This window comes from Bacillus sp. FSL K6-0972, assembly GCF_037976035.1.
Taxonomy (GTDB): domain Bacteria; phylum Bacillota; class Bacilli; order Bacillales; family Bacillaceae; genus Bacillus; species Bacillus haynesii.
This window is the reverse complement of record NZ_CP150260.1, coordinates 800,546-821,248: the sequence shown is the minus strand read 5'-3', so window position 1 is coordinate 821,248 and position 20,703 is coordinate 800,546. Positions and strand designations below refer to the sequence as shown.

Here is a 20,703-nt window from a genome sequence, read left to right as displayed (position 1 = left end):
AAAGCTTGTTTCCTTTTAGGGAAACAAGCTTTTTTCATTAATGACCGGCTTTGATGCCTGCCAAATAACGGCGGCCTCCAGCCAAAACGGCGATGCCGGCAAGCACGGCGATGCATCCTGCAAAATAAGGAGTATGCGCAGTAAAATGATCGGCTAATACACCTGCGATCCAAGGCGCAATGGCTCCGCCGATGAACCGGATGGAGCTGTAGGCAGATGAAGCGACAGACCGTTCGACAGGCGCAGCTTCCATCACCGCTGTTGTCAAAATCGTATTGATCATGCCCAGAATACCACCGGCAATGATGATCGCCCCGATGACGAGCGCCATATGCTCCGTCCAAATGCCGATCGCGAGCAAATCAGCTGCAAACAGCATAAACAGAAGGATCAGGGAACGGACGGTTCCAAAGATCCGCTGTACGGCCGGAGCGATGAAAACGGAGGTGATTGCAAGAAACAGCCCCCAGCCGAAAAAGACATAGCCGAGGCCCCGTTCATTTAAGTTAAGAACAAACGGCGAATATGCAAGCAGGGTGAAGAAACCGAAATTATATAAGAATGCGGCTCCTGAAAGCGTCAATAGCCCTTTATAACGAAGCGCTTTGATCGGTGCGCTGACGGATATTTTCTTCTGCGGTTTTTGAACAGGCGGCAAAAGAAAAAAGATGGCCAAAAGAGCAGCTGCCATTAAAACCGATACGCCGAAAAACGGCGCTCTCCACGAGATTGTGCCAAGCTCTCCGCCGGCAAGCGGTCCAACCGAAATGCCCAATCCCAAAGCCGCCTCATACAAAATGATGGCTTTTGCACTTCCGCCTGATGCCACGCTGACAATGACGGCAAGCGCAGTGGAGATAAACATGGCGTTTCCGAGTCCCCAGCCGCCGCGGAAGCCGACGAGCTGAGAGATGGAATGCGAAAGCCCGCCCAGGCCTGCAAAGACGATGATCAGGATCAAACCGCTGATTAACGTCAGCTTTGCTCCAATCCGGCTCGATACGGCGCCTGATAAAAGCATCGCAAAACCTGTGACAAGCAGATAGCTTGTAAATAAAAGCGAAACCTGGCTGGGAGAAGCATGCAGCTGCCGGGCGATCGCCGGCAGAATCGGATCGACGAGCCCGATCCCCATAAACGAGATCACGCAGGCAAAGGCTACGGCCCAGACCGCTTTTGGCTGTTTAAACATACTTGAGTTCTCAGGTGGTTGTTCATTCATTATCTATCAAACCTTTCTTTCCAAATAAAGAAACGCTATAAAAATAGCGTTTGTCTTGTTTAATCAATTGATTGAAGCGCATTCTCGGCTTTTGCCTGCATACCCTCCAAGCGCTTCTTGAATGATTGAAATTTTTCAATCTTTTCATCAATCATTCTCATCTGTTCATTCAGCATCCTCTGAATGTCTTCGAGCTTTTCTTTTCGTTCCCGTTTGTCCAGCGATAAAAGATATCCTTCTTTATTCATTTCCAGGTGCTTGCCCGTTTCCATGAACTGCTGGAGTTCCTGCAGTGAGAATCCCAGCACTTCCTTCGCGCTGATCACTCTTTCAAGCTCTTCAAGATCGTCTTCAGAGTAAAGACGGACACCGCCTTCCGTCCGCTTCGGTGAAGAAAGCAGACCGATTTCTTCGTAAAAGCGGATCGTTCTTTTCGTCAGGCCGCTTCGCTTGGCCATTTGATCAATCTTCATCCACTCCACGTCCATATCCCCCCGAGATTTTTCTTCTTTTCTATTATACTACTATTACACTTTTACGTAAACGTTAAGTTTTTCGATGCAAAAATAAAACAACTGACTTGACATCATCCTGCTGCTGTAACGTATCATAGAAATGGACATCAAAACAGGAGGACAAATAACAAGAGTGAACACTCATCAAAATCGATTCTCAGTTCAAAGCAAAGTTTCGGCATTGATTGAAAGCCGGCTGTTTCAGTCATTCATAACGACGGTCATTGTGTTGAATGCCATCTCAATCGGTTTGGAAACTTACGCTTTCTTTAAACCTTATCAAAAAGTATTTTTTATTGTGGATTGCTTGTTTTTAACGATATTTATAATCGAACTTTCTCTTAAACTATTCGTTCAAAAACAGCACTTTTTTAAAAACAACTGGAACGTTTTTGACTTCGTGATCGTCGCCGGCAGTTTGATTCTTTACAATACGAATTTCGTCAGCGTTCTCCGTATCTTCCGGGTGCTGCGGGTGCTGCGGACGATCACTTCCGTTCCCTCATTAAGACGGATCGTCAATGCGCTGTTTATGGCGATTCCGACCATCAGCAGCGTCATTATCCTGATGAGCATCATTTTTTACGTGTACGCCGTCATCGGTACGATGTTCTTCTCTGCCATCGCGCCGGAATACTTCGGCAATCTGCAGCTCAGCCTTCTGACACTGTTTCAAACCTTTACGCTCGAATCGTGGGCAAGCGGCATATTCAGGCCGATTTTTGCCGAGAGCGGCTGGTCATGGCTCTATTTCGTTTCATTTATCGTCATTGCGACTTTCATTATGATCAACTTGATCGTCGGGGAAATCGTAAATAATGCACAAAAAATTTCTCAGGAAATAGAAGATGAGACAGGCGAGCTGAAAGAGGATACAAAAGAAATCAAAGAACTGCGGGCGGAAGTCAAAGAATTAAAGACACTTCTGGAAACCTATATCACGCAAAATGAAAAGAAAGATTAAAAGGGGCCGGCATCTGTATGCCAGCCCCCTTTTTCGTCTTTAATTGAGGATAACAGGCAGCTCGGCCAGCGATCTAAAGCCGATTAACCTGCGAAATGGAACGTCTGATGAAGCGAGCTTCAACTTAGGCAGCCGCTCCAACAGTGCGGGAATGGCAATTTGTGCTTCGAGCCGCGCCAATGCTGAGCCTAAACATACGTGTGTACCGGCTCCAAAGGCAAGGTGCGGATTCGGTTTTCTCGTGATGTCAAATACATGCGGGTTTTGAAATATCTTCGGATCGCGGTTGGCGGCTCCTAAAAGGATGTATACGTGCTCTCCTTTTTTGATCACTTTCCCGTTGATTTCACAGTCCTCTGACGCAGTGCGCGCTGTCAGCTGCGTCGGACTTTCATAGCGCAAGCATTCTTCGACGGCTGACTCAATCAACAGCGGATTTTCTTTCAGTGCGCTGAGCTGGCCGGGATGGTTCATGAGCAAAAACAATCCGTTCGTCAAAAGGTTGACCGTCGTCTCATGTCCGGCAATCACAAGCAGGATGCACGTCGCAAGCACTTCATCTTCGGCGAGCTGCTCATGACCGGCGAGTGTGCTGATCAGGTCTTCAGAAGGATGAGCTTTTCGCTTTGCAATCAAATCTTTAAAATACGCCGTCAGCTTGGCAACGGTATCCCCGCCTTTTGCCAGCACTTTTCGTGTGCGGGTCAAATCAATCGTTTGAATGAGATCGGCCGTCCATTGCCTGAATTGATATCTTTCCTTTGCGGGAACGCCGAGCATCCCGGCAATGATAAGACTTGCCAAAGGAAAGGCAAATTCGGATACCATGTCAGCCGACTTCTTGTTTTCAAGCTGATCGAGCAATTCATGGACGGTTTCTTCTATAACAGGACGGAAAGTTGCCGCCTTCTGCGGCATGAATTCTTTGCCGACAATCGTCCGCATCCGCTTATGGCTGGACTCATTTTGAAACAGCATCATATTCCGCTGCAAATGCTGAAGTTGTTCATATTTTGTTGAAGCTTCAGGGAGAGGAACGCGGTTTTTAAATGCCGCGTTCCTCAAAACCGCCGCCGCTTCTTCATATCCGGTGACATACCAGCCCGGATGCTTTAAAACGGTTCCTTTATATACAGGATGAACCGACCGCAGCTTATCGTAAAACAAATATGGATTTCTCCAAAAATCCGAATCCGATTTCAGGCTCGGCCCTGCCTCGTGCAGCTCTGTCGTCATGTTATATCTCCCCCGTGTTACTGCTGTAAACTGGCTTTCATTTCTTCCACCGATTCGACTTCAAATCCTAAATCATGGAGCATTTTATGGTCCTCTGTTTCATTCTGTCCTGCCGTTGTTAAATAGTCTCCGACGAAGATCGAATTGGCGGCATACAGCCCCAACGGCTGCAAGGAGCGGAGGTTAACTTCGCGCCCCCCTGAAATGCGGATTTCCTTTGTCGGGTTGATAAAGCGGAACAAAGCCAGAACCTTTAAACAATAAAGCGGATTCAATTCGTTGACCCCTTCCAGCGGAGTCCCGTCGATCGCATGCAAAAAATTAACCGGAATCGAGTCGGCATCAAGCGCCTTTAAGCTTTTCGCCATATCGACGACATCCTGCTTCGTCTCTTTCATCCCGACGATGACGCCCGAACATGGGGACATCCCGGATTTTTTGGCTGTTTCCACAGTGTTCACCCTGTCATCATACGTATGGGACGTTGTAATGTTTGAATGGTTGGTTTTTGATGTATTGATGTTGTGATTGTACCGGTCCACTCCGGCTTCCTTCAGCCGCTCAGCCTGCTCGGGTTTTAGCAGTCCGAGGCATGCACAGACTTTTAAGCCGTACGTTTCTTTAATTTCTTTAACGGCGTCGACCACTTGATTGACTTCTCTGTTGGACGGGCCTCTGCCGCTCGCCACGATGCAGTACGTTCCGATATTTAAATCGTGTGCACGCTTTGCACCTTCAAGCAAGGTCGTTTTGTCGACCATCCGGTAGCTGTCGATCGGCGCTTTTGATATCGAAGACTGCGAGCAATAGCCGCAGTTTTCCGGACAAAGGCCGGATTTTGCATTCATAATCATATTGAGCTTTACTTTTTTTCCGTAGTAGCGTTTTCTGATTTGAAAAGCGGCATGCATAAGCAGGAGAACTTCGTCATCCGGACATTCCAAGATGGAAAGCGCCTCTTTTTCAGTTACTTCTCCGCCATCCAGCACACGTTCTGCAAGTTCCATCCACTGATTCATTTTTCTGCCCCCATTTGCATTTGATTCATAATCAAGGAAACATCGACATGATCCTTGATCATGTTTTGAATTTGTGTTGGTGAAGCGTCTTCAAGCTTCGGTATTACGCCAAGGAGTGGCACACCGCAAAATCTTTCAATCATGTCCGGATTCGTCTGTTCGTCAAGTCCCGGCCGGCTGCTGATGCCGTTGATCACGATGCCGATCACGCGTATCCCCATTTGTTTTGCGTATTGGACGGTTAAATACGTATGGTTGATCGTTCCGAGATTGGGACGCGCCACAATGACAGCCGGCAAATCGAGCGCTTTGATCAAGTCGCTGACGAAATAATCCTCTCCGAGCGGCACCGCAATCCCGCCTGCCCCTTCAACGATGAAGCAATCGTGCCGATCCTTTATCTTTTTCCAATGGTTCACGGCATCTTCCAGCCCGACGGTCCTCCCTTCGAGCTTCGCAGCTGTGTAAGGTGCAAGCGGCTCTTTAAATACAAAAGGCGTAACCTCTTCATCAGTGAGAGACGTTTCAGACATGGTCTTCAAAAGAGCTGTATCACTCTGCGGATCGCTAGTGAGCTCGCCGCTCAAAAACGGCTTAAACACGCCGACATCAACATGCTGCTCTTTCAACAAAGCGGCAAGGCCGCAAGCGACAAACGTCTTCCCGACTCCCGTATCTGTTCCCGTTACAAAAAAACCCTTCATTTCACCAAGTTCAACTCTCTTCCCATTAATTTAAACCCCTCTAATAGTTCTTCAATCTCTCTCAACCTGCGGTCTGCGGTGACGGTCAACCTGATCCGGCTCTCTCCTTCTGCAACAGCGGGCGGGCGGATGGCCGGGACATCAATTCCCTTCTCCTTCAGGCCGCTTGCAAATCGAACAGCTTTTTGGGGATCTCCGATCATAACCGGTATGATCGGCGTATCTTCTCCCTTGACCGTAAACCCGATATCCTCGAGACCCCGTTTGAGCGTGTTCACCGATGATTGCAAAAGCCGGCGTTTATCCCGGCTGTCTTCGATGATGTCTAAAGCTTTGCATGCCGCCGCACAGCTTGCGGGCGGGACAGCCGTTTGAAAGATAAATGTTCTCGCATGATTCAGCAAAAAATCGATCAATGTTTTAGAGCCCGCGATGAAGCCGCCTTCTGCGCCTACAGCTTTACTTAACGTGCCGATGACAACATCGGGAGAGACGCCGAAAAACTCGCTCGTTCCCCTGCCGGCTTCTCCCAAAACCCCAGTTGCGTGGGCATCATCAACGATGACAAAGGCCCGGTACTGCTTGGCGAGCAGCATGATTTCATCAAGCGGCGCAATCGTGCCGTCCATGCTGAACACGCCGTCTGTCACAATAAAGCGACGTGCACGGCTCTGTGCGGCGCGGAGCTTTTCTTCAAGGTCATTCATATCCTTGTGACGGTAAACAACTGTATCAGCTTTTGAAAGGCGGCAGCCGTCGATGATGCTGGCATGGTTCAATTGGTCGCTTAATATGACGTCTCCTATTTCAGGCAAAGACGAAAGCACGCCGACATTGGCCAAATATCCGCTTGAAAACAAGAGAGACGATTCCGCCTGCTTAAAACCGGCGATTTTCCGCTCAAGTTTTTCATGCCATGCGGTATTGCCGGACGTCAGCCTTGATCCTGTGCTTCCGGCTCCAAAGCTGCGGAGCGCCGTTTCTGCGGCGTGAATCAGCCGTTTGTCGTTGGCCAGACCCAAATAATCGTTTGACGCCCAATTCGTACGTTCAGCTTGAGGCAGTTTAAGCGAGCGGTAAAGCCCGGCTGCCTTCGTCTTTGCGAGCCGGCTACTGAGCCATTCGTCAATGTGCACAGCCTGTAACCTCTTGAATCGCTTCTTTTATAATGGCCACCATGGCGCGCAAGTCATCGGCGGTGCTGGCGAGCGGAGGAAGAAATGCGACAACATCCCCGAGCGGTCTTGTCAGCATGCCAAGCTCTCTCATTTTCAAAGACACCCGGTATCCGATTCGCTCTTCAGACGGATAAGGCTGCCTCGTTTCCTTCGACTGAACGAGCTCGATCCCGCTCATAAAACCGAGCTGACGGATGTCGCCGACATGAGGGAGCGCTGCCAGATCATGAAAGAGCGATTCCAGTATTTTCGATTTTTCGACAACTTGAGCGACGATTTTTTCCGATTCGAACAGGCGCAAATTTTCCAAAGCAACGGCACAACCAAGCTGGTTCCCCGTGTACGAATGGCCGTGGAAAAACGTTTTCAGTTTGTCGTAGTCATCATAAAATGCCTGATAAATTTCCTCTGTCGCAAAAGTTACGGCGATTGGTAAATAGCCTCCGGTAATGGCCTTACCAGCCGCCATCAAGTCAGGCTGAACACGTTCATGCTCACAGGCAAACATTTTCCCGGTTCGGCCGAAGCCTGTTGCCACTTCATCGACAATCATTAAAACATCATATTTCGTACAAAGCTCCCGGACGCCTGCCAAATATCCTTCAGGCATCACGATCATCCCTGATGCCCCTTGGACCATCGATTCGACCGACAGCGCGGCGATCTCACCGTGCCGCTCGCTCAGGAGTTGTTCGAGTTCTGCGAGACATTCATCGCGGCACTCGTCCGGGTGGCCGCTTTTCGAGCGGTATACGTAAGGAACGTTTACCTTAAAGCTTTCAAACATAAGCGGCCCGTATACATGGTGGAAAAGCTCGATCGCACCGACGCTGACAGCGCCGATCGTATCTCCGTGATAGCCGTTTTTCATCGAAATGAATTTTTGTTTCTCCGGCTTGCCGATGTTTTTCCAATATTGAAAGGCCATTTTCAGCGCGATTTCCATTGCTGCAGCGCCGCTGTCCGAATAAAAAACACGCGTCAGATTTTCCGGCGTGATCTTGATTAACACCTCGGCAAGCTCTGTCGCAGGAACATTTGTCATCCCCAGCAATGTCGAATGAGCGATTTTGCCGAGCTGTTTTTTGATGGCCTCATCCAGTTCCTTCTTGCGATGGCCATGGACATTGAGCCATACTGAAGAAAATCCGTCGTAGTACTCCCTGCCGTCGATATCTTTCAGCTTGATGCCCTTCCCGCTTTCGATGATCAGCGGGTTTTCGTCATAGTCTTTCATTTGGGTAAAAGGCAGCCAAAGATATTGTTTGCTTTTTTCAACGAATGATTGATTCATGATTTACCTCCCGACCGAATGAATACAGGCTGTTTTTCCAAACCGACTATACAGCTCTTTACATCTGCTAATCCATCAACAAAAAAAATCCGGCAGCCGCTTTCGTCTCCATGCTCTTTCATCTTTGTAATCCTCTGATAACCCAGCTTTTTGGCGGCAACATAGCCCGTTATGTAATCAGGGTCATCTGACCAGCATAATTCGGCGACGACGGCCGGGTGCTCACATACCTTTGAAGCGATGGCAAGCGCCTCTTTCAACCGCGGATTTGGCGGCATTCCGCACGAAGCCGCCCACCTTTGAAAATCGTTTTCCGGCCAATCGAGCCGTGAGACGCGCACTCCTTTTTCTTTTCTTCCATCAATCCTCCGGCCTGAATGAATGTCAAACAAAACGGCGCCCCTTACGTCCGAGTATTCGGCAATGCCTTGAAACGCTTTGTCAACCGCGTTTTCCGGTACGCCGGCGCGGCTGATCAGCTCACGGGCAAGCGCTTGTCCTTCTTCCGCTGATTCCGTTTCATTCGTTTCAATGTGCAAAGGTTGAACAAGCTTTATCGGTTCGTTTACAAGATCGAACCGAATTTGCATAAAGTCCGGCTTGCCCCGCGAATGAGACAATGCTTTTTCCAATAAATCGCTGACGGCATCCTTTAAACCGATAAAAGGCGCAAGCCGCTCTCCTCCGGATATGTGTTTTCCCCCCTCTTCATGGGGACCGTTCTCGGAGGCTCTCATTCTCACACTGTAATACGCTTTCCCCTTCATGCTTTCATCCCCCCTTCAAACACCGCACTTATATGTTAACCTATAAATAATTTTAGTTAACATTACAATAAAATATTAGTATTCCTTTTCTGATATGTCAACATGGTGTACAAAACACCGGTTTGTTTGAAATAAAAAAAGACAAAAGAGATGTCTCTCTTTTGTCTTAATATGGAAGTCCACTTATCTTGCTCTTTCAATCTGCCAATCGAACGGGTCGGATAAAAGCGACCAGTCGTCCGCCATCTCCGAATCTGTTAAAAGGCATCGATCCGCTTCGGCGGTAATTTCTGACGGCGACAGATCCAACCCGATAAAGACGAGCTTTGTGTGGCGGTCTCCGAATTCTTCATTCCATTCTTTTAATAGCTCAGGGTTCTGACTGAGGATTTGTTCCTGTTCCGGCTTGGACAGCGCAGCCACCCAATAAGAGATCGGTTCCAGCGACACGGAAGGACCCGCCTGCGACATCAAAAGGGCAAGGCTGTTGCGCGTCGCACACCAGGCGATTCCTTTCGCCCTGACGACGTTTTCCGGCAGCGAACGAATCCAATTATAAAACCGCTCTGTATGAAAAGGACGGCGCGCTTCGTATACAAACGAAGATATTCCGTATTCTTCAGTCTCTGGCGTATGCTGGTGGTGTCCTTGGTTTAATTCCCTGATCCAGCCTGCTGAACCGCTTGCTTCGTCAAAATTGAAGAGACCGGTGTTTAAGATGACCTTCGGATCGACCTCTCCTTTGACCGCTCTGATGATGTTTGCTTTAGGCTGCAACGTTTTCAGCACTTTCTCAAGCTTTTTCAGATCTTCCTCAGAGACAAGGTCGCATTTATTCAAAATCAGCACATCGCAAAACTCGATTTGATCGATGAGCAGATCGGCGATGTCGCGTTCATCCTCTTCACCGACAGCCTCTTTCCGGTCCAGCAGGCTGTCCCCCGACTGAAAATCGTGCCAAAAACGATTGGCGTCGACAACCGTGACCATTGTGTCCAGGCGGCAGAACCGGGTCAAATCAATGCCCAATTCTTCGTCGATGTAAGAGAACGTCTGAGCGACCGGGATCGGTTCGCTGATACCGGTCGATTCGATCACGATATAATCAATATTTCCTTGCTTCGCCAGTTTTTCGACTTCAACAAGCAAATCCTCTCTGAGTGTGCAGCAAATGCAGCCGTTTGACATTTCGACCAGCTTTTCATCCGTTCTCGACAGGCCGCCGCCTTGCTTGACAAGCCCGGCGTCAATGTTGACTTCGCTCATGTCATTAACGATAACGGCGACTTTCAGCCCTTGGCGGTTTTGCAATATGTGATTCAGCAGCGTCGTTTTACCCGCCCCCAGGTATCCGCTTAATACTGTTACAGGAATCTTTTTACTCATTTTTTCATTCTCCTTCCTCGTATCAAATCGTAATAATTACGATTTATATTTTATTTCACCACAATTTATTTAAAAATGCAAAGCGTCAGCTTCCAGATGATCATGATGATCAAAACCGAAACAACTGAAGTGGCCATCTGTTTTCCCATAATGGCTGCAGCCGTTTTCATCCCCAGTTCCTTGGCAATTGTCCAAACCGTCACCATGCATGGAGTAAAGGTTGATGCCAAGTAAATGAGCAGAAAGAGCGTTGCCCCCGGCAGCACATCAAGAAGCGCTCCATTCCCTTCATTGAACAAGAGAATGCCGTCTTTCCTGATCAGAGAAAAAACAAGGCCCGGCGCCGCCTCTTCCGGAGCACCGAACAGGCTTAAAACAGGTGAGACAAGCAATGTCACAAGACGGAAGACACCGAGTTCATTCAATACTGTCGCCGCCAGGCAAATGATGAGAAAGATCGGCATCGCCTGAAAGATAAATTGCTGAAGCACTTCTTTTACTCGAAAGACGATCCCTTTCCAGGACGGCATCTGCAAAAACGTTTGCCGGTGCTCAAAGTAAGCGGCCCATTTCTGATCGACGCGATACCATATCCGGTTATGAGCGGCCGCTGCGGCTACAAGAACAGCGAGGTAAGGAATAAACAGCCACTCCCTTCCCGCAGCATGAAAAATTGACAGTGTCGCGCCGATTTGGTAGCTGCACGCTGATCCGAAAGAAATAAATGATACACAACGCTTTCTCGTACACATGCTGCACGACCGCGTCTGCTGAACGGCAACGACATTACAGCCAAATCCGGTCAAAAGCGGAACTAAATCGCGGCCGTTCAGACCGATCTTCCGCATCAGCAGGTCCAATGAATTGACGATCCGGTCCTTTAAACCCGAATCATCTGCTGCCGCATTCGCTATAGACATAAACAGAACGACAGGAAACGCCCAAACAAACGAGTAAATGCCAAGGGATAACAGGCCATAATTCCCCGCCAATGCCGCGCTCAGCCATGACGGCAAGCCTCCGACCGTATTTTGGAGCGGTTCAACGGCCCATTTGTCTGCGTATTGCTGCATCCACTCTGATGTATGATAAGCCAATACGATCGGCGCCATAAATAACAAACATAAAAGTGCAGTGCTCACAACAGGCCCCACTACGGGACGATGAAACACAAACTGCTGAACAGTCACACTTTCAAGTTCAATCTGTTTCATCCGCCTCCGTTTGAGCGGATGAAATTCAGCCTCTTTTCTTAAAAAAGCGATGATCCGTTCTTTTTTATCGTCTGTCACGGTTCTCGTATCAACCAGCAGGACCGGGAGACTGTGCTTGGCCACTTGCTCAGAAAGCGTCCGGCGCATGGCGTCCGTCATTTTATCCTGAAACGTAACGATAAAGCAGACGCGCCGGGCATCCGGCGGAATCAGGTCCAAGACCGCGTTCAGCTCTTCTGAAAAATGGGTGCCGCGCAAGACGACAACCACCTCATCGGCCTTTTCGATCTCTTTTTTCAGCGCTCTTTTCGACACCCTGTCATCCTCCCGAATGCCCGGTGTATCAATGGCTTGCCAGCCCGGAAGGCTTTTGATCTCCCGTTCAGCCGCAAATATCGTCGATCCTTTCACATTGGCTGCTTCGCCTGCACTCTGATCAGTGATCGCGGAAAATAGCGTTGTTTTTCCGACCGATTCGAGTCCGATGAAGAGCATGCGCTGCCGCCGCGTTGGCTCCTTCAGCATTCACACTGCACCTCACAGCAGCTCAAATCCGTGAGAAACATTTGATTTTCCCTGTATTCTGTCAGCACCTTTTCATCGATCGAAAACCTTTGTTTTTTCAACAAATGCTCAGCGATGACGGCGAATCGCTGCCTGAATTTATAAATGAAACAGAAGACGGCGTTTTGGTGCTGAACGCTCGGCCCGATTAAATAAAGACCGTCCGTCACGGTCGACATGTCTTCATTCGTTAAAAGCGGCTTGCCGTTCTCTCCCCATTCAAACAAATGCTCGATTTGTTTTGCGCCGGAATGAAAGCCTGTCGCGATAATCGGCCGTGTTTCCGAGCGTATTTTCCTCCCGTCTGACAAATATAAATCATAGGCTGGTCCGTTTTTCGCCAGTTTTTCTACAACGGCTTTTTCCAAAAACTGAACTTTCCCTTTTTCATACGCATCTTCAAGACGCTCCCATGTATAAGGTGAAAGCGACCGACTTGGATCGGCTTCAGCGTTTTCGCTGAGCGAATTCGGCATCACAACCGTCACATCGCTGCCATAGGACGCCAGTTGAACCGCCGCGTCCATTGCGCTTTCATAGCCGCCTACTACGTAATAATGGGCTTTTTCAAATTGGCTCCATCTGGCGACCTTGCTGTTGTGGATGCCAATCTCTGCACCGTGAAACGAATATTTCGGAAATTGGAATTCACCGGCTCCCCAAATAACGTCTTTGGCCATCATCATGCCTTTATTAGTTTCAACTGAAAAACCGCTGTCGGCTTTATGAACGCTGCGAACCGATGTGCCTTCTTGAATTGGAAGTTGAAAATGATCGGCCAAAAGCGCCAAATAATCTCCATACTCCCGCCCGCTCAAGTGCTCGCGGTGAAAAGTAAAGGCAGGGGATGTTCCCGGAGCAACAGCATTTAAATCCAAAGCCCCGAATCCCTGCCCGGTAAAGGACGGTGTTATCAGTTTCATTTCTTCAGGCCAGCTTCGGAATGAAGCTCCTGCACGGTCTTTTTCCAAAATTGTAAACGATTGAAAACCGAGTTTTTTCAGAATGATCCCCATTCCAATACCTGCGGGTCCCGCTCCAACAATGACGATTTCGCTATGCTGCAAAACAACCACTCCCTAAACGAAATCATTTCGATTTAAATTACATGCTTTAGACATGACCACTTGATTTTATCACAGCATTCCCTCAAAATAAATAGGAACTATTTCGATTTACCACAGAAAGGGGTCTCATCAATGGAACGTAAACTGCATTTGCCCGCAAAACCCGAACGCCACCGCCGCTTCGGATCTGTCGAAGCCGTGAAAGGAATAAAACCGACCGATAAAGAACAGATGAAGGATATTCAAAATACACCGAACGACTATTTTTTTGACATTGACCATGTCGGTGTCTCAAACGTTTCGCATCCGATACTGATTGCATCCTCGCTCAAGCCGTTTACACAAACGACGATCGGCGCTTTTTCCTTTACGACGAGCCTTGCGCGCGACTGCAAAGGAATCAATATGAGCCGCCTGACAGAACAGCTGCAGCGCTACTACGAAGCAAACTGGACGGTTGACTTCCATACACTGAAAGATTTTGCGAAGGATTTAGCTGACAATATGGAGCAGCAAAGCGCATCCGTCTCCGTCACTTTTCCATGGTATTTCGAACGCCTCAGCCCGGAAACCAAATTGTCCGGACTGATGCACGCCGATATCCATATGACAGTCTCTTATCATGAAAACAAAGGCTTTTCACAAACCGCCGGTATCACCGCCCATGTGACGACGCTCTGCCCGTGTTCAAAAGAAATCAGCGAATACAGCGCCCATAACCAGCGCGGCATCATCAAGATCACCGCGCATATCAATGAACAGGCGGAGATGCCGGAAGATTTTAAAAGCGAGCTTCTTGCCGCAGCGGAAACGAACGCAAGCGCACAGCTCCATCCCGTCTTAAAAAGGCCCGATGAAAAGAGAGTCACTGAACAGGCTTATGAGAATCCAAGATTTGTAGAAGACGTCATTCGCTTAACGGCTGCCGACTTATACGAAATGAACTGGATCTCCGCCTTTGAGATCGAATGCCGGAACGAAGAATCGATTCACATGCATGATGCCGTGGCGCGGCTGTCGTTTTCCAAATGTTAAAAAGCCCGGCCGAAAGAATGGCCGAGCTTTTATCAATAAACTTTAATGATAAGTGTGATCAAGCAGACGATGCTGAACATCATAAAGAATGCCAGCCAGCCTCTTCTGGTTTCTTTGCGGTACCCATTGCTTTTACAAAACAAGAGAACACATCATGCGGCCATCAGCAGACAGCTGAGCACCTCTTCAAAAGGCATATTTGTTCGAACTCCTTTTTTTTTACATCAAAACCGCCGGGATTTCCCGGCAGCTTCCATTACGATTGTTCCAGCTCCTCGATCATCAGAGACAGCTCTGTCCAGCGCTCCATTGCCGCATCGAGTTCTGCGGCTGTTTGCGCCTGCTCTTCCATCAATGCCTGAATCTTGGCGAAGTCGCTGCCGGCGGCTGCGATTTCCTCTTCAAGCCGTTTATGCTTTTCTTCCAGACCGGCGATTCTGTCTTCGATGCCGTCCCATTCCAGCTGATCTTTATAAGACAGCTTCTTCCTTTTCTTTTTCTCAGGTTTGACAGGTTCAGCGGCTTCAGGCGCCGGCTTTTGACGGCTCGTTTCCTTTTGCTTCTCCATATATTCGCTGTATGAACCTTGAAAACGCGAAACGTTTCCGCCGCCTTCAAATACAAGCAGCCTGTCGATTACGCGGTCAAGGAAATAGCGGTCATGAGATACGGTCACGACAACGCCGGGAAACTGCTCCAAGTAATCTTCCAGCACCCCGAGCGTCTCGGTATCAAGGTCGTTTGTCGGCTCATCGAGGAACAGGACGTTCGGCTCCTCCATCAACACTTTCAAGAGATAAAGGCGCCTCTTTTCCCCGCCTGACAGCTTGCGGATCAAGTTGCGCTGCATGCCCCGCGGAAAGAGGAACCTTTCCAGCATCTGCTCAGCTGTGACCACTTGTCCGTCGGCCGTTTTGACGACCTCAGCCGTCTCCTTGATGTATTCCACGACTTGCAGCGCATCGTTCATTTCACTGTGATCCTGTGTATAATAGCCGATTCTTACGGTCTGGCCGATCGTGATCTGCCCTCCGTCAGGCTTAATGCGCCCGGCAAGCGCGTTTAAAAGCGTTGTTTTTCCGATCCCGTTCGGTCCGATGATGCCGATCCGATCCCCCGGCACAATCAATTCATCGAATGAACGGACAAGCTGATTGCCGCCGCGGCTGATATCAACGCCTTCCGCTTCAATGACCTGCTTGCCGAGACGGTGGGAACCGATGGCGAAATCAAGGGAAGAACCAGTTTCAGGCGCGTCCTGTTCCTTTAGTTCCTCCACTCGCTGAATTCTTGCTTTTTGTTTTGTCGAACGGGCTTTGGCTCCCCTTCTCAGCCAAGCAAGCTCCCTTCTGAGAAGGTTTTGCCGCTTCGTTTCGCTTTGTTCGGCGAGCGCTTCTCTTTCGGCCCGCTTTTCCAAAAACACTTCGTAGTTCCCTTTGTATGTGTATAGGCGCCCGCGATCCAGTTCATAGATTCTGTTGGTCACCCTGTTTAAAAAGTAGCGGTCATGGGTGACGAGGACGACGGAGCCCGGATATCCGCTCAAATAGCCTTCAAGCCATTCGATTGTTTCATTGTCAAGGTGGTTTGTCGGCTCATCCAAAATAAGGAGGTCAGCAGGCTGAATCAATGTTTTCGCGATCGCAACCCGCTTTTTTTGCCCCCCGGATAGCGAGCTCACTTCTTTTGCCACATCCGCGACGCCAAGCTTCGTCAAAATCGTTTTTGCCGCCGTATTCGCGTCCCAGGCGCCATGTTCGTCCATTTTCCCCTGTGCCGCCAGCAGGTTTTCCTGCTTCCTCGGATCATCAGGCGACGCATTCAGCTCCTGAAGAGCCTGCTCATACGCCCTCATCGTCCGCATCATCACGGAATCTCCCGAATAAATGTGCTCAAGCACGGTTTCAGGGCCGTCCAAATCAGGATCCTGATCCAAGTACTCGATATGGAGGCTGCCGGGCTTGGTGATGTCTCCTTTTTCGGTCGATTCATGGCCGGCGATCACTTTCAGCAAACTGCTTTTTCCCGTTCCGTTCGGTCCGATCAAACCGATCCGTTCGTTTTCTTCGATATGGAACGATATATGGTCAAATAATGTTTTATCTCCGTAAGTTTTATATAAACCTTCCGCTTTAAAAATGCTCATCTGTCTACCAATCCTAACGTAATGTCATAACCTTATTTTAATGCAGATGATGCGAGAAAACTAGTGAGAGCTTTTTCACGGACATTATAGAAAGACGGCCGGAAGCCAGAAATATACGCTGATCACGATCAAGACGACACCTGCAATATTGAGCCAAAAGCCCGCCCTGACCATATCCTTCATCGTCAGCAGATTGGAGCTGAAGACGGCGGCATTCGGCGGGGTGGAGATCGGAAGCATAAAGGCGCATGATGAAGCAAGCGCAGCTGCCGCCATCAGCCCGTACGGCTCGACTTGAAGCGCGGCGCCAAGGCCGATCGTCATCGGAATCACCATATTGGCGACAGCCGTATTCGACATGATTTCGGTCATAAATAAAATCGCAGCCGTCAAAATAATCAGCACAAATAAGTAAGGGTGGCCTTCCAACAGCTTGAGCTTGCCGCCGATCCACGCCGTCAGATTGGTCGCCGAAAAACCGGCCGCAAGCGACAAGCCGCCTCCAAACAACAGAAGCAGCCCCCATGGCAGCGTCTGCATATCCTTCCATTCCAAAATCCGTTCATCTTTTGTACTTGGAATTAAAAACAGCAGAACCGCTCCGAAAATCGCGATCGATGTATCTGAAATTTGAAACGGCAGGATGAATTTGAACATCCACAAACATGCGGTTAACAAAAAAACGGCAAAAACCGATTTTTCCTCCCTCGTCATTGCGCCAAGCGCCTTTAAATCATGATCGATAAAATCAGGTTTTTTTCCTTGAAAGGTGCTCACTTTAAATTTCATTTTCGTTAAATAAACATATAAAATGGCAAGAAACAGAACGGAAACCGGGAACCCGAATAAAAACCATTCAAAAAACATAATTTCGTGATTGAGCATCTGTTTGGACATCGCGGCAAAGACCGCATTCGGAACGGAACCGACCAATGTAGCAAGTCCGCCGATCGACGCCGCATACGCGACAGCCAGCAAAATGCTTTTGCTGAACTTCTGCAGCGATTCGCCTTTTAAAATTTCTTTTTCCTGTACTTCTTTAATGACTGCTAGCGCTACGGGAAGCATCATTAAAGCGGTGGCAGCATTTGAAATCCACATCGATAAAAACGCCGTCGCTACCATCACACCGAGCACGATTCTATGGCTTTCAGCCCCGATCCGCTTCAAAATATGCAAAGCCATCCGTTTATGAAGGTTCCATTTTTCGATGGCGATTGCAATGATAAATCCCCCCATATACATAAACACAATCGGATCGCCGTATGCTTTAGCCGTCGTTTCCATATCTAAACCGCCCAATGTCGGCAGCAAAATGACTGGCAAGAGCGACGCAGCCGGAATCGGCACGGCTTCCGTAATCCACCAGACGGCCGTCCAAGCTGTAACCGCAAGAACGATCCGCGGCGCGTAGGCCAGCTCAGCTTCCGGTATCAAGCCGAGAATCAGCAAAAAACTGATCGGCCCCAATAACAATCCGGTCAGTTTAGTCGTTGTATATACTCTCATCTATCCCATCCCCCTTGAAAGCGGTTTCCATTCCATCACTTTCGCTTTGACCGGGGAAAATTCCTCTAAAAAATTTAAAATAAAATTTAAATTAACATTGAAACTGAGGCTAGAAAGAGCAGCCGCTGATTAATTCAGATAAACTCCTTTTATTTTGGTAATGAAAAAGCTTCATTGAGAGATCTCATACATAATATGAGAAACTATTGTACATTCAAGATTATCAAAGTAAGAAAAATGTTCAATTTCTTATAACTGCCGATCTGATTCATTTCTATGTAATGATTGATGAATCTCTATTTTGATTTTTTGGTCTAAAAAATGAATTTGTTGATATGGAACAAATTTCCCCTCTGTTTATGGAATGGTCAACGAATCACCCCAATTCGACTTTTGAAACAATATAGACTAAAATAGCTTCTCGATAACTTTCAAGATCTTCGTCCAGCCAGCATTCTTCATTTTCTCTAATCGTATGGAATCTAATGGTACAGTCCAAATCATTTTTGTCAAAAGACATCGCTAAATAAAAGCTCAATCGTGGAAACTGCTCTTTTAAAACAGACTCTATTTTTTTCATTATTTGAATTCCTTTAGAGAGAAGTTGCAAAGGCGAACATTCTTTATTTGTATATTCATCTAAATGAAAATGATTGTGTATGATCTCTAATTCGGTTCTGTTTTTGATAAACCGATTGGGCGAAAAGTAATCAGGCAAATCCGTACTTTCTATATTTTTAATAAGAACACAGCTATCCCACTCTATCACTTCAGGTACTATGCGTTCAAATATATCTGAAATATTATATTCTTTTATTAATTTGCCATTAGTGTTTATTTCATTTAAGTAACTCTTCATTAATTTGTTAAATTTCAAAATATCACCACCTTTTAATATACGATTAATTCACCTTTTGGGTTTTAAAACACATTAATGTTTTTGAAGAAACACTAAAGCATTTCTATAAGCCTTTCCCCATTAATGCTGCCAATTTATTCATAAATTGGCCTCAGGCACTCTTGTTGCTACCTTCAGCTATTTGTTGAATTAAATTGTATAAAGTTGAATCTAACATTTAATTTTTCCTACCGTCATTCATAGGCTGAAAGCAAATTTTTTAGTGCTTTTCCATATAAATTCATCGGGACGCTTTCTCCATTAATAAAATTGAATATCGCAAGACCATTTTCCAGTGAAAAAATAGTCCAAGCGATTTCTTCCGAAGATAGCGTAATCTCATGATTCTCTTTCGACATTAGTTTCGCAACAGACTTGGAGATCCGGTCCACAGACTCCCTAATCATGCAAGACCATTTGTAGCGCATTGACTCATTACGCATCACATAAAGAAGAAACTCCATATTTAAAATCATCCATTTATGATTTTCTTTCACCACTGAGACAAAATGATCATTCATTGTTTCAATAAAATGTGAAAGTGAATGCTGTTTATCTATGATTTGATCGATGTTATTCACATGTAGATTCATTTGTTGTTCCAATAAGGCCAGAAAGAGCTCTTCCTTAGATTTAAAATTTGAATAAACCGCTCCTTTGCTAAATCCGGCATGTTCAGCAATTTTTTCAACAGAAGCCCCATGAAAGCCAAGCTCTGAAAAAATCTCAACAGCCGATTCTAACAGCAATTGACGCGTTTCCTCTTTTCGCTCTTTTTGGGTTAACCTTCTTCTAAGCATTCTTCTTCCTCCTCTTCTTGACAATCATACCACTAAGAATTAATATACCATATAGTATGTATATTCTGAAAGGTATCATAATTTAATCCATTAATCACTAGTACTTCTCTAAATCAACGTGTGGCCATTAAAAAAGGAGAAGAATCATGCAAATTGAAAATAATATCAAAACGGATAAGCAGCCTGTGTCCATCATATTGTCAAAAACCATGAAAACAGGAATTATTAAATCTAACCTTATTCCGATGTTTTCTGGATTAACATTATCTTTATACACTTTTAAAATCAGCCTTTCTGAGAAATTACCAGAAATCATTTTTGCTTTAATTGGTTCTATTTTAGTAATGGGAGCGGCAGGAGCTTTTAACAACTTATATGACCGAGATATAGATGCTCTTATGGAGAGAACCAAAAACAGACCAACTGTTACAGGAGAAATAAAGCCTAAAACAGTTCTATGGCTCGGTATCTTTATGGCGATTTCCGGAGTAATAATTCTTGCGTTCACCACTTATCTGGCGGCATTCCTAGGGTTTCTAGGATTGTTTTTTTATATTGTCCCGTATACCATGTGGAGTAAAAGAAGAACAGTTTACAATACAGAGGTCGGGAGTCTCGGCGGAGCTATGCCGCCTCTCATTGGATGGTCAGCTGTCTATCCGGACATCACACATCCTGCTGTTCTCGGTCTTTTTGTGACATCTGTGATATGGCAAATGCCTCATTTTTATGCTATAGCCATTCGAAAAAATGATGAGTATAAGGCTGCGAAAGTTCCAATGCTACCTGTTGTCAAAGGAGTTAAAAGAACATATATACAAACTAATATTTATTTAATCATCCTTATCGGGACAAGTCTCCTTTTTATTTCTTTAAGCCTTGGCATTATGCTGGTTGCCCTTCTATTAGGTGTTATATGGTTGATTCTTAGTGTGTATGGTTACAAAAAAATGGATTCAGAGAATTGGGCAAAATCCATGTTTATTTACTCTCTGATTCATATGACAATTCTTTTTTCAACTGTCATTATCTATTCTCTTATCGGAGTTATTTTTAATATATAGTTATTTGATTTCGTCTCTTCTTTACACGTTTGAAGGAACTGCAGTATAACATACTCATGATCCATATTTAGCGTTAGTCATTTCGATCGCTAATGCAGTAATGTTAAATAAAAAAACTGCC

Annotated in this window: 18 protein-coding genes; 3 read left to right on the top strand and 15 right to left on the bottom strand. The window is 46.7% G+C overall.

Going from position 1 to position 20,703, the window contains the following annotated elements:
• Positions 1-37 precede the first annotated feature (37 nt).
• Both MKX80_RS04090 and MKX80_RS04085 read right to left on the bottom strand, forming a co-directional pair.
• Positions 38-1,222: an MFS transporter gene (locus MKX80_RS04090; RefSeq protein WP_268293162.1), complete on the bottom strand. Its 1,185-nt coding sequence runs from the start codon at positions 1,220-1,222 to the stop codon at positions 38-40.
• Positions 1,223-1,281: 59 nt separating this feature from the next.
• The gene (locus tag MKX80_RS04085) at positions 1,282-1,704 is read right to left on the bottom strand and encodes a MerR family transcriptional regulator (RefSeq protein WP_003179703.1); all 423 of its coding nucleotides are present in this window, start codon (positions 1,702-1,704) and stop codon (positions 1,282-1,284) included.
• Positions 1,705-1,870: 166 nt separating this feature from the next.
• Here MKX80_RS04085 and MKX80_RS04080 point away from each other — a divergent pair, with 166 nt between their 5' ends.
• The gene (locus tag MKX80_RS04080) at positions 1,871-2,701 is read left to right on the top strand and encodes an ion transporter (RefSeq protein ID WP_268327670.1); all 831 of its coding nucleotides are present in this window, start codon (positions 1,871-1,873) and stop codon (positions 2,699-2,701) included.
• Positions 2,702-2,740: 39 nt separating this feature from the next.
• Here the strand turns inward: MKX80_RS04080 and MKX80_RS04075 are convergent, their stop codons facing one another.
• The 9 genes from MKX80_RS04075 to MKX80_RS04035 form a co-directional block, all read right to left on the bottom strand.
• Entirely contained in the window at positions 2,741-3,937 is a 1,197-nt protein-coding gene (locus MKX80_RS04075; protein ID WP_339227991.1) for a cytochrome P450, read from the bottom strand.
• Positions 3,938-3,954: 17 nt separating this feature from the next.
• Positions 3,955-4,956 carry a biotin synthase BioB gene (gene bioB, locus MKX80_RS04070; RefSeq protein ID WP_154996430.1) on the bottom strand — a complete coding sequence of 334 codons (1,002 nt, stop codon included), beginning with the start codon at positions 4,954-4,956 and terminating at the stop codon, positions 3,955-3,957.
• Entirely contained in the window at positions 4,953-5,660 is a 708-nt protein-coding gene (gene bioD / locus MKX80_RS04065) for a dethiobiotin synthase (protein WP_154996432.1), read from the bottom strand. Before bioD ends, bioB begins: the two co-directional genes overlap by 4 nt.
• Entirely contained in the window at positions 5,657-6,796 is a 1,140-nt protein-coding gene (bioF, locus tag MKX80_RS04060; protein WP_268342542.1) for an 8-amino-7-oxononanoate synthase, read from the bottom strand. The genes bioD and bioF overlap by 4 nt, the downstream gene beginning before the upstream one ends.
• Positions 6,786-8,132 carry an adenosylmethionine--8-amino-7-oxononanoate transaminase gene (gene bioA / locus MKX80_RS04055; RefSeq protein ID WP_268342541.1) on the bottom strand — a complete coding sequence of 449 codons (1,347 nt, stop codon included), beginning with the start codon at positions 8,130-8,132 and terminating at the stop codon, positions 6,786-6,788. Before bioA ends, bioF begins: the two co-directional genes overlap by 11 nt.
• A complete protein-coding gene (gene bioW, locus MKX80_RS04050; protein ID WP_268342540.1) occupies positions 8,129-8,899 on the bottom strand; it encodes a 6-carboxyhexanoate--CoA ligase in 771 nt (256 codons plus the stop codon). The genes bioA and bioW overlap by 4 nt, the downstream gene beginning before the upstream one ends.
• 183 nt (positions 8,900-9,082) lie before the next feature.
• Positions 9,083-10,285 carry a GTP-binding protein gene (locus tag MKX80_RS04045; protein ID WP_268315864.1) on the bottom strand — a complete coding sequence of 401 codons (1,203 nt, stop codon included), beginning with the start codon at positions 10,283-10,285 and terminating at the stop codon, positions 9,083-9,085.
• Positions 10,286-10,350: 65 nt separating this feature from the next.
• The gene (locus MKX80_RS04040; protein ID WP_268342539.1) at positions 10,351-12,024 is read right to left on the bottom strand and encodes a nucleoside recognition domain-containing protein; all 1,674 of its coding nucleotides are present in this window, start codon (positions 12,022-12,024) and stop codon (positions 10,351-10,353) included.
• Positions 12,018-13,130: an NAD(P)/FAD-dependent oxidoreductase gene (locus MKX80_RS04035; protein ID WP_326849644.1), complete on the bottom strand. Its 1,113-nt coding sequence runs from the start codon at positions 13,128-13,130 to the stop codon at positions 12,018-12,020. Before MKX80_RS04035 ends, MKX80_RS04040 begins: the two co-directional genes overlap by 7 nt.
• A 132-nt stretch (positions 13,131-13,262) precedes the next feature.
• Between MKX80_RS04035 and folE2 the strand changes: the two genes are divergently transcribed.
• A complete protein-coding gene (folE2, locus tag MKX80_RS04030; protein WP_268342537.1) occupies positions 13,263-14,165 on the top strand; it encodes a GTP cyclohydrolase FolE2 in 903 nt (300 codons plus the stop codon).
• Positions 14,166-14,421: 256 nt separating this feature from the next.
• On the opposite strand, the gene MKX80_RS04025 is transcribed toward folE2, so the two are convergent.
• The 4 genes from MKX80_RS04025 to MKX80_RS04010 all read right to left on the bottom strand — a co-directional run bounded on the left by MKX80_RS04025 (position 14,422) and on the right by MKX80_RS04010 (position 19,518).
• Positions 14,422-16,311 carry an ABC-F family ATP-binding cassette domain-containing protein gene (locus tag MKX80_RS04025; protein WP_268342536.1) on the bottom strand — a complete coding sequence of 630 codons (1,890 nt, stop codon included), beginning with the start codon at positions 16,309-16,311 and terminating at the stop codon, positions 14,422-14,424.
• Positions 16,312-16,395: 84 nt separating this feature from the next.
• Entirely contained in the window at positions 16,396-17,820 is a 1,425-nt protein-coding gene (locus tag MKX80_RS04020; RefSeq protein WP_268342535.1) for a DASS family sodium-coupled anion symporter, read from the bottom strand.
• A 376-nt stretch (positions 17,821-18,196) separates the two neighbouring features.
• Entirely contained in the window at positions 18,197-18,697 is a 501-nt protein-coding gene (locus tag MKX80_RS04015) for a hypothetical protein (protein WP_216931024.1), read from the bottom strand.
• 215 nt (positions 18,698-18,912) lie between these two features.
• Positions 18,913-19,518: a TetR/AcrR family transcriptional regulator gene (locus tag MKX80_RS04010; RefSeq protein ID WP_182069069.1), complete on the bottom strand. Its 606-nt coding sequence runs from the start codon at positions 19,516-19,518 to the stop codon at positions 18,913-18,915.
• A gap of 146 nt (positions 19,519-19,664) precedes the next feature.
• Here MKX80_RS04010 and cyoE point away from each other — a divergent pair, with 146 nt between their 5' ends.
• The gene (gene cyoE / locus MKX80_RS04005; RefSeq protein ID WP_182069070.1) at positions 19,665-20,582 is read left to right on the top strand and encodes a heme o synthase; all 918 of its coding nucleotides are present in this window, start codon (positions 19,665-19,667) and stop codon (positions 20,580-20,582) included.
• Positions 20,583-20,703 lie beyond the last annotated feature (121 nt).

What these genes read in the sequence shown, in the direction of transcription:
- MKX80_RS04090 (WP_268293162.1), bottom strand. Translation starts at nt 1,222, where the DNA reads ATGAATGAACAACCACCTGAGAACTCAAGTATGTTTAAACAGCCAAAA.
- MKX80_RS04075 (WP_339227991.1), bottom strand. Translation starts at nt 3,937, where the DNA reads ATGACGACAGAGCTGCACGAGGCAGGGCCGAGCCTGAAATCGGATTCG.
- bioB (WP_154996430.1), bottom strand. Translation starts at nt 4,956, where the DNA reads ATGAATCAGTGGATGGAACTTGCAGAACGTGTGCTGGATGGCGGAGAA.
- bioD (WP_154996432.1), bottom strand. Translation starts at nt 5,660, where the DNA reads ATGAAGGGTTTTTTTGTAACGGGAACAGATACGGGAGTCGGGAAGACG.
- bioA (WP_268342541.1), bottom strand. Translation starts at nt 8,132, where the DNA reads ATGAATCAATCATTCGTTGAAAAAAGCAAACAATATCTTTGGCTGCCT.
- bioW (WP_268342540.1), bottom strand. Translation starts at nt 8,899, where the DNA reads ATGAAGGGGAAAGCGTATTACAGTGTGAGAATGAGAGCCTCCGAGAAC.
- MKX80_RS04045 (WP_268315864.1), bottom strand. Translation starts at nt 10,285, where the DNA reads ATGAGTAAAAAGATTCCTGTAACAGTATTAAGCGGATACCTGGGGGCG.
- MKX80_RS04040 (WP_268342539.1), bottom strand. Translation starts at nt 12,024, where the DNA reads ATGCTGAAGGAGCCAACGCGGCGGCAGCGCATGCTCTTCATCGGACTC.
- folE2 (WP_268342537.1), top strand. Translation starts at nt 13,263, where the DNA reads ATGGAACGTAAACTGCATTTGCCCGCAAAACCCGAACGCCACCGCCGC.
- MKX80_RS04025 (WP_268342536.1), bottom strand. Translation starts at nt 16,311, where the DNA reads ATGAGCATTTTTAAAGCGGAAGGTTTATATAAAACTTACGGAGATAAA.
- MKX80_RS04020 (WP_268342535.1), bottom strand. Translation starts at nt 17,820, where the DNA reads ATGAGAGTATATACAACGACTAAACTGACCGGATTGTTATTGGGGCCG.
- MKX80_RS04010 (WP_182069069.1), bottom strand. Translation starts at nt 19,518, where the DNA reads ATGCTTAGAAGAAGGTTAACCCAAAAAGAGCGAAAAGAGGAAACGCGT.
- cyoE (WP_182069070.1), top strand. Translation starts at nt 19,665, where the DNA reads ATGCAAATTGAAAATAATATCAAAACGGATAAGCAGCCTGTGTCCATC.